The 6,067-nt window shown below is 66.0% G+C and carries 9 protein-coding genes and 1 pseudogene; all 10 read right to left on the reverse strand.

Annotation, left to right across the window (positions count from 1 at the left end; genetic code table 11):
* Positions 1-74 precede the first annotated feature (74 nt).
* A complete protein-coding gene (locus tag BM064_RS25920; protein ID WP_143103474.1) occupies positions 75-509 on the reverse strand; it encodes a hypothetical protein in 435 nt (144 codons plus the stop codon).
* Between the two features lie 308 nt (positions 510-817).
* A complete protein-coding gene (locus tag BM064_RS25925; RefSeq protein ID WP_092866293.1) occupies positions 818-1,099 on the reverse strand; it encodes a hypothetical protein in 282 nt (93 codons plus the stop codon).
* Between the two features lie 23 nt (positions 1,100-1,122).
* Positions 1,123-1,413, reverse strand: coding sequence for a hypothetical protein (locus tag BM064_RS25930; RefSeq protein WP_245779303.1), 291 nt, complete (start codon positions 1,411-1,413; stop codon positions 1,123-1,125).
* Positions 1,414-1,416: 3 nt separating this feature from the next.
* On the reverse strand, positions 1,417-1,938 hold the full coding sequence (locus BM064_RS25935) for a TlpA family protein disulfide reductase (RefSeq protein ID WP_092866296.1): 522 nt from the start codon (positions 1,936-1,938) through the stop codon (positions 1,417-1,419).
* Entirely contained in the window at positions 1,935-2,513 is a 579-nt protein-coding gene (locus tag BM064_RS25940) for a DsbE family thiol:disulfide interchange protein (protein WP_245779304.1), read from the reverse strand. The genes BM064_RS25935 and BM064_RS25940 overlap by 4 nt, the downstream gene beginning before the upstream one ends.
* Positions 2,510-2,995, reverse strand: coding sequence for a c-type cytochrome (locus BM064_RS25945; RefSeq protein WP_092866299.1), 486 nt, complete (start codon positions 2,993-2,995; stop codon positions 2,510-2,512). The genes BM064_RS25940 and BM064_RS25945 overlap by 4 nt, the downstream gene beginning before the upstream one ends.
* Before the next feature lie 132 nt (positions 2,996-3,127).
* The gene (locus BM064_RS25950) at positions 3,128-3,631 is read right to left on the reverse strand and encodes a DUF411 domain-containing protein (RefSeq protein WP_092866302.1); all 504 of its coding nucleotides are present in this window, start codon (positions 3,629-3,631) and stop codon (positions 3,128-3,130) included.
* 11 nt (positions 3,632-3,642) lie between these two features.
* Positions 3,643-4,575 carry a beta propeller repeat protein gene (locus BM064_RS25955; protein WP_245779305.1) on the reverse strand — a complete coding sequence of 311 codons (933 nt, stop codon included), beginning with the start codon at positions 4,573-4,575 and terminating at the stop codon, positions 3,643-3,645.
* A gap of 131 nt (positions 4,576-4,706) precedes the next feature.
* The gene (locus tag BM064_RS25960; protein ID WP_092866304.1) at positions 4,707-5,051 is read right to left on the reverse strand and encodes a hypothetical protein; all 345 of its coding nucleotides are present in this window, start codon (positions 5,049-5,051) and stop codon (positions 4,707-4,709) included.
* Positions 5,052-5,252: 201 nt separating this feature from the next.
* A pseudogene (locus tag BM064_RS25965) lies at positions 5,253-6,067 on the reverse strand (IS3 family transposase); the annotation flags it as partial.

Consider the following 6,067-nt stretch of genomic DNA (forward strand, 5'->3'; position numbering starts at 1 on the left):
GTTGGATTTCAGCATGGTGTCCTCTTTGAAGATGAAGGTCGGTGACGAAAACCCTGGAAAGAGCGTTCGGTCGTTCAGCTTCGCGGAGGGGGCGTCTCGAGCTCGGGCGTCGCGAGCTGCGCCAGCTCGGTCGATGCGGAGGGGTGCCGGATCGGACAGGGCGCCGGTTCGAAGCCCTGGACGGTCTGGCCCGGCGGCAGCGCCGTCGCGCAATGGGCGATCGACATGTCGCAGACGCCGCCCTCGGGGATCATGTGATGACCCGCGTGCGCCATCCGCTCGGCCGCCGACGCTCTGGCCGCCGCGTCATGCGCAGATACGCCCGACACGCCGCCCGCGCAGAGCGCGGCGACGATCGACAGAACCAAGACGAGGCGGGCGACGATGGACACGAGGCAGCAGATAGGGGTTCCCCCTGCTGGAAGGTCAAGAGCATTCTTGCGCGGGCCCGAATGACGCCGACGATCTCCTCGGGCTTGTGCTTCTTCCTCGGCATGGACCTTCCTCATCGGAAAGCCCGCCCCCGGTCAATTCAGACCCGGCCGACCTGCCCACTCCGAGGGGCGCACTCCACCATGTGGTCGGTCAGCGAGAACTTGGATCGGATGTCGGCCTCGCCGACAAAGGCCACTTCGGGTGTAGCCTGCGGTGTGTTGGCGCGCCAGATCAGCGCACCTCCAACCGCAAGCACTATGGCGGCCGAGCCGGCCCAGGCTATCAGGCGGTTATTCTGTAGATGATGGGCTCTCGGGTGTTCAGTCATTTTTCCCACTCTATGGTGTCACCCGCCCGGGCGTGCCCGGGCGGGTGTGCGGCCTCAGCCTTCCTGCGGCTCTGCGGCAGGCGCCTCGGTCTCGTTGGCGGCCCGCATCATCTCCATGCAGGCTTCCATCATCGGCTCCATCTTCGCCATCATCTGCATCATACCGTGCATGCCTTCCATGCCGGACATGTCACCGCCCATCATTTTTCCGGACATGGGGTCCTGGTTCTGCATCGACTGATCGGGCGCCGTGTCGCCAGCCTCTTGCGCAACGGCGGCCGTTGCCAGAAGCGCCGCCAGTGCGGCTGCGGGGATTCCGATTTTTGTCGTTTTCATGGTCGTCTCCTTTCGGTTTCTCTTCAGTCACTCATGGATTCCGGCTCTCCGGCCGGATTGCTCTTGCTTCCGCAAGATTTCGAGCCGCTCTTCATGCAGCATATGCCCAGCCCGCACATCACGGCGCAGGGCGCGAGGCTCAGGATCAACGGGGCGGCGCCGATGGCGGTGAGCCAGCCCCAGTTCAGCCAGGAGCCCGCGGCGATTGCTGCCATGGCGGAAAGGATGAGGTCGCGCCGGCCAAAGGGGATGCGAAGCCCCGAAGGGCGCGCAGTGGCCGCCAGAGCGGCGGTGTCGGTCGATGTTTCTGTCATGGCTCAGTTTCTCCCTTGTGAGATGACGGACTGGAATAGTGAGACGGCGCGGGGACTGTCCCACTCGGCCGGCCCCACGAGTCGGCCGAGCTCCTGGCCGGCGCGATTGATGAGGATGGTGGTGGGCAGGCCGACGGCGCCGAATGCGAGCATCGCCCGCAGGTCTTCGGCCAGATACATGTCGAGGTACCGGATCCCGATCTCGTCGTAGAAGCGTCGCACGGGGTCGAGCCCCGCGCGATCGATCGAGAGCGGCAGAACATGAAAGTCATCGCCGCCGAGTCTCGCCTGCAGGCGGTCGAGCGTCGGCATCTCCTCCCGGCAGGGCGGGCACCAGGTCGCCCACATGTTCAGGAGCACGACTCGGCCGCGGAAGGCCTCCAGTGTCAGCTCCCGTCCGCCTCCGTCGACGAAGGGTGGCGAGAGCAACCTGCGCGGCGCGTCGTGCAGCGGCAGCAACGGACGGGCCGCAGCGGGCGTGGCGGCGAGGGCCGCAGCACCAGCGAGGAAATTACGCCGCTTCACGATCTAACCTCCGCCTGCAACTGCCGCACGACGGGAAGAATGTCCTCTTCCAGAGAGCGGCGGTCGAAGGGGCCGACATGCTTGTAGGCGATGCGCCCTTCGGCATCGATGACAAAGGTCTCGGGAAGGCCGTAGACCCCCCAGTCGATCGCGACGCGGCCGGATCGGTCGGCGCCAATCCGGGTGTAGGGATCGCCGAGTTCGTCCAGAAAGGCCAATGCCTCGTCGGCGTCATCCTTATAGTTGATCCCGTAGATCGGCACCGTACTGTCCCGGGCCAACTTGTTGAGCAGAGGCATCTCGACCCGGCAGGGCACGCACCAGAACGCCCAGACGTTCACGATGGAGACCTGGCTGCGCAGATCCGCCGAAGACAGGCCGTCATTCCTCCCCTCGATCGGCGGCAGCTCGAACGCAGGGATCGCCTTGCCGACCAGGGGCGAGGGAAGCCGGTCGTCGTTGTTCCAGAGCCCCCAGTAGAAGGCCGCCCCGAGGCCGGCGAATACTGCCAGCGGGAGGAAGACCAGCAGCCGCCCCCGTGTCCTTGCCACACCAGCTTTACCGTCGACGCTCACGATCCTTCTTCATCGTTCGCCGTGATCTCGGCCTGGAAGGCTCGCTGGCGCTCGGGCCAGGTGCTCTTGATGTAGCCGAGAACCGCCTCGATCTCCTCGTCGCTCAGGATGCCGTCAAAGGCTGGCATGTCGCTCTCGTAATCGGGCACGACTGCCTCGACGCCACCCTTGGTGATCGCGAACAGGTCCTGATCCGAGTGGTGCCAGGTGTGCCCCGTCTCGTCATGCGGCGGGGCCGGCATCCGGCCGGAATCAAGCCGCCGCTTCCAATCCGCCTGTCCCTCAAGGTCTGCGCCATGGCAGGACGCGCAGGTCTCGGCGTAGAGTTCGCGGCCGACGGCGATCTCTTCGGCTGCCACGGGCTCGCCCCGGAACGTCACGCCATCGGCGGGAGCGTCGCCGTTCTCTTGCTGCGCGACCGCGGCAAGGGCTGCCACCCCGGCAGCAGCCGCGCCCGCGAGGATGATACCGCCGCGCTTCATCCGGCCCTCCGGACGTACTTCACCAGCGCCACGAGGCTGAGGACCAGCACCGCCAGAACGAGCAGCAGAACCAGGCCCCCGCCGAGCATCATGAGGCCCATCATGGGCCCGTTCATCATTCCCATCATGCACTCACTCATTGGAATAGACGCTGACCGCGCCATCATCGAAGGCGTAGGTCTTGAGCGTGCCGCTCTTGCCCGCCATGCCCGGCGCGTTCCGCGGCATTCCGGGCAGCGTGATGCCGTCGATCTCCGGGCGCTCGGTCACCAGCCGCTCGAGGATCTCCGCCGGCACGAGACCGCTGACATAGTAACCGTCGATCTTCGCGAGATGGCAGCCGAGGCCTTCCTCCGGGACGCCAACCGACACCGAAGTCGTGGCAAAGTCCCGATCATCGATGCGGGTCACCTGGTAACCTTCGCCCTCGAGATAGTCGGCGTAGGCATCGCAGCATCCGCAGTTCGGATCGCGCCAGATCGTGATCTCCTTGGAGGGATCGACCGCAACGGCGTGCTCTGCGCCGGCGGCGGCGGTTTGTTCCTCCGTACCTTGCGCGGCGGACAGCGTGGTGAAGGAGACGGCGCCTGCGACGGCGAGGACAGCGAGCGAAGCGAAGGCAAGGTTCTTTTTCATGGGATGCTCCATCATTCGACCGCGAGCGCGGCCCAGGTTGCGCCGCCGTCGCGGCTGATTTGCAGAGAGCCGTCGAGCACCGCGACCACCTGCATGGGGTCGGACGGATGCACGGCGACGGCAGAGGCGGACCCGTCCATCAGGTGCAACCAGACCACGCCCCCGTCACGGGACGTCCAGATGCCTGACGGAAGGGCCGAATAGAGCGTATCGGGCGCAGACGGCGCGCTGGCCAGGCCGCGCACCGCTTCGCCCGCTGGCAGCGGTGCCTCGGACGGTGGCGCATCGCCGGCAACAAGAGCGTCCATCGCGTTGCCCGGCTGAACGTCCTGCCAGCGGCAGAAACAGTCGGGGACGCGGGTCAGGCCCGCCTCGGTGCCGGCATAGATCCAGATGCCGCCCATGCCCGTCTCAAGATCGACAGAGGCGAGCGTCAGGAGGTCGCGCTCGGTCTCCTCGAGCCACGGGCGGTCCATCGCGAAGCTCCAGCTCTGGCCGGCATCCTCGCTCTTCCACAGCCCGTCGTCACGGACCGTGGCGTAGACCATATCGGGCTGACCGGACGCGACCGCCACGGCGTCGACTTCGCCTTCGGGTAGCCCGTCGGAGCGGATCTCCCACGTGCGTCCGCCGTCTTCTGACAAAGCGACACCACCAGATGCGAGACCGGCCAGAACCCGGCCCGGCCGCTCGGAATGCGTCGCGAGTGCCTGAATGGGGCCAGGAGTCGACAGCTCCGTCCAGGACTGTCCGCCGTCATCGCTGCGGACCAGGTTCGCGCCGCCTGCGAGCAGGGAGTCGCCGTCGAATGCGACGGCAGACACTGCCGGATATTCCGGTTCAGCAGCAAGGACTCCGTGCGGTAGGGCAAGAGCTGCGGCTGCGATGCCTGAGAGTACGAGAAACATGCGACGCGAGAGCGCCGGTAGTGATTTGCGGGACATGAGAATTCCTCATCGGATCTGGGTCCTCCGCGGGCGCCGAAACAGCGCCATGCGGCGGCGAGAGCTACGTATCGAGGCAGAAGCCGCCTCGATGCATAGCGTGATGCCCCGGCTCGCGCCGGCGCGTCAGATCAGATGAGGGCTCGTGGCGGTTGCTTGGCGGGGGGGGTGGCCAAACCGCCAGAGATCTGCGTTATCGGTAGGCTGAGAAGCATCCGCGGAGCGGGAGAGGCACCTTGCGCCTCTGGCGCAAGCACCGCGGCGAAACTGCCCACGCCGCACTCGATGTCACAAACTGCCGCCGATCCGCCTGCGTCGAGATCGCCGCAGGGGGTGGCGCAGTCCGAGATCTCCATCGCATCGTCGGAGAGAACCATGGCGGCGGCCATCTCGCCTGAGTCTGCTGCAAACGCGACCGCGCTCGGCGCGAAAGCGGCGAGGAAGGCAGCAAGCATCAGGCGAGCGATGAACTTCATGAAGGACTACTTATCCTGTCGTGGGTCGCAGTTCCACCGAAACGCGTTCGCGATCGGGTGAACGTCCGATATTGGTGTCTTGTAAAAGCATATGGGGCTTCCCCCTGGTGGAAGGTCAAGCGGACCCTTGCTTTTTTGTCCTGAGACCGACGGACAGCGCCTTGAACCGCGCCGGGTTTCCCGGAGGCTGATGTTCTTTAGCTACGCGGCGACATCATGCGTTTCCAGCGCGTCGTAGAATGCGGCTTCGGCTTCAGCGGGCGGCACGTTGCCGATTGGCTCGAGCAGGGGGCGGTTGTTGAACCAGTCGACCCATTCGAGGGTGGCGAACTCCACGGCCTCGGAGCTGCGCCACGGCCCGCGCCGGTGGATGACCTCCGCCTTGAACAGGCCGTTGATGGTCTCGGCGAGGGCGTTGTCGTAGCTGTCGCCGACGCTGCCGACCGAAGGTTCGATGCCCACCTCCGCCAGGCGTTCGGTGTAGCGGATGGACAGATATTGCGATCCCCGGTCCGAGTGGTGAACCAGCCCCGCGCCCGGCCGCCTCTGATGGACGGCCTGTTCCAGGGCATCCAGCACGAAGCCCGCGTGCGCCGTGCGGCTGACGCGCCACCCCACGATCCGTCGAGCGAAGGCGTCGATCACGAAGGCGACGTGCACGAAGCCCTGCCAGGTGGCGACGTATGTGAAATCGCTGACCCACAACATGTTCGGGGCCGGAACCCGGAACTGCCGGTTCACCCGGTCCAGCGGGCATGGGGCGGCCTTGTCCTGGACCGTGGTCCTGTGCGGCTTCCCGCGGATCACGCCCTTGAGCCCCAGGTCCTTCATCAGACGCGCCACGGTGCAGCGGGCGACGTCGAAGCCTTCGCGCCTCAGTTGCCGCCAGACCTTGCGCACGCCGTAGACCCGGTAGTTGTCCGTAAGCGGTTCGAGGGCGCCCTGCTGCCGTCAGCTTGACGAGGGCTGGAAGTTCCAGGGGAGAAGGTCGTCGATCCTGCTGTTGGGATGACCGG

The organism is Albimonas pacifica (assembly GCF_900113695.1).
GTDB lineage: Bacteria > Pseudomonadota > Alphaproteobacteria > Rhodobacterales > Rhodobacteraceae > Albimonas > Albimonas pacifica.

Coding starts and splice junctions, on each gene's coding strand:
- BM064_RS25925 (WP_092866293.1), bottom strand. CDS start 1,099: ATGAAAACGACAAAAATCGGAATCCCCGCAGCCGCACTGGCGGCGCTT.
- BM064_RS25950 (WP_092866302.1), bottom strand. CDS start 3,631: ATGAAAAAGAACCTTGCCTTCGCTTCGCTCGCTGTCCTCGCCGTCGCA.
- BM064_RS25930 (WP_245779303.1), bottom strand. CDS start 1,413: ATGACAGAAACATCGACCGACACCGCCGCTCTGGCGGCCACTGCGCGC.
- BM064_RS25945 (WP_092866299.1), bottom strand. CDS start 2,995: ATGAAGCGCGGCGGTATCATCCTCGCGGGCGCGGCTGCTGCCGGGGTG.
- BM064_RS25960 (WP_092866304.1), bottom strand. CDS start 5,051: ATGAAGTTCATCGCTCGCCTGATGCTTGCTGCCTTCCTCGCCGCTTTC.
- BM064_RS25955 (WP_245779305.1), bottom strand. CDS start 4,575: ATGTCCCGCAAATCACTACCGGCGCTCTCGCGTCGCATGTTTCTCGTA.
- BM064_RS25920 (WP_143103474.1), bottom strand. CDS start 509: ATGAGGAAGGTCCATGCCGAGGAAGAAGCACAAGCCCGAGGAGATCGT.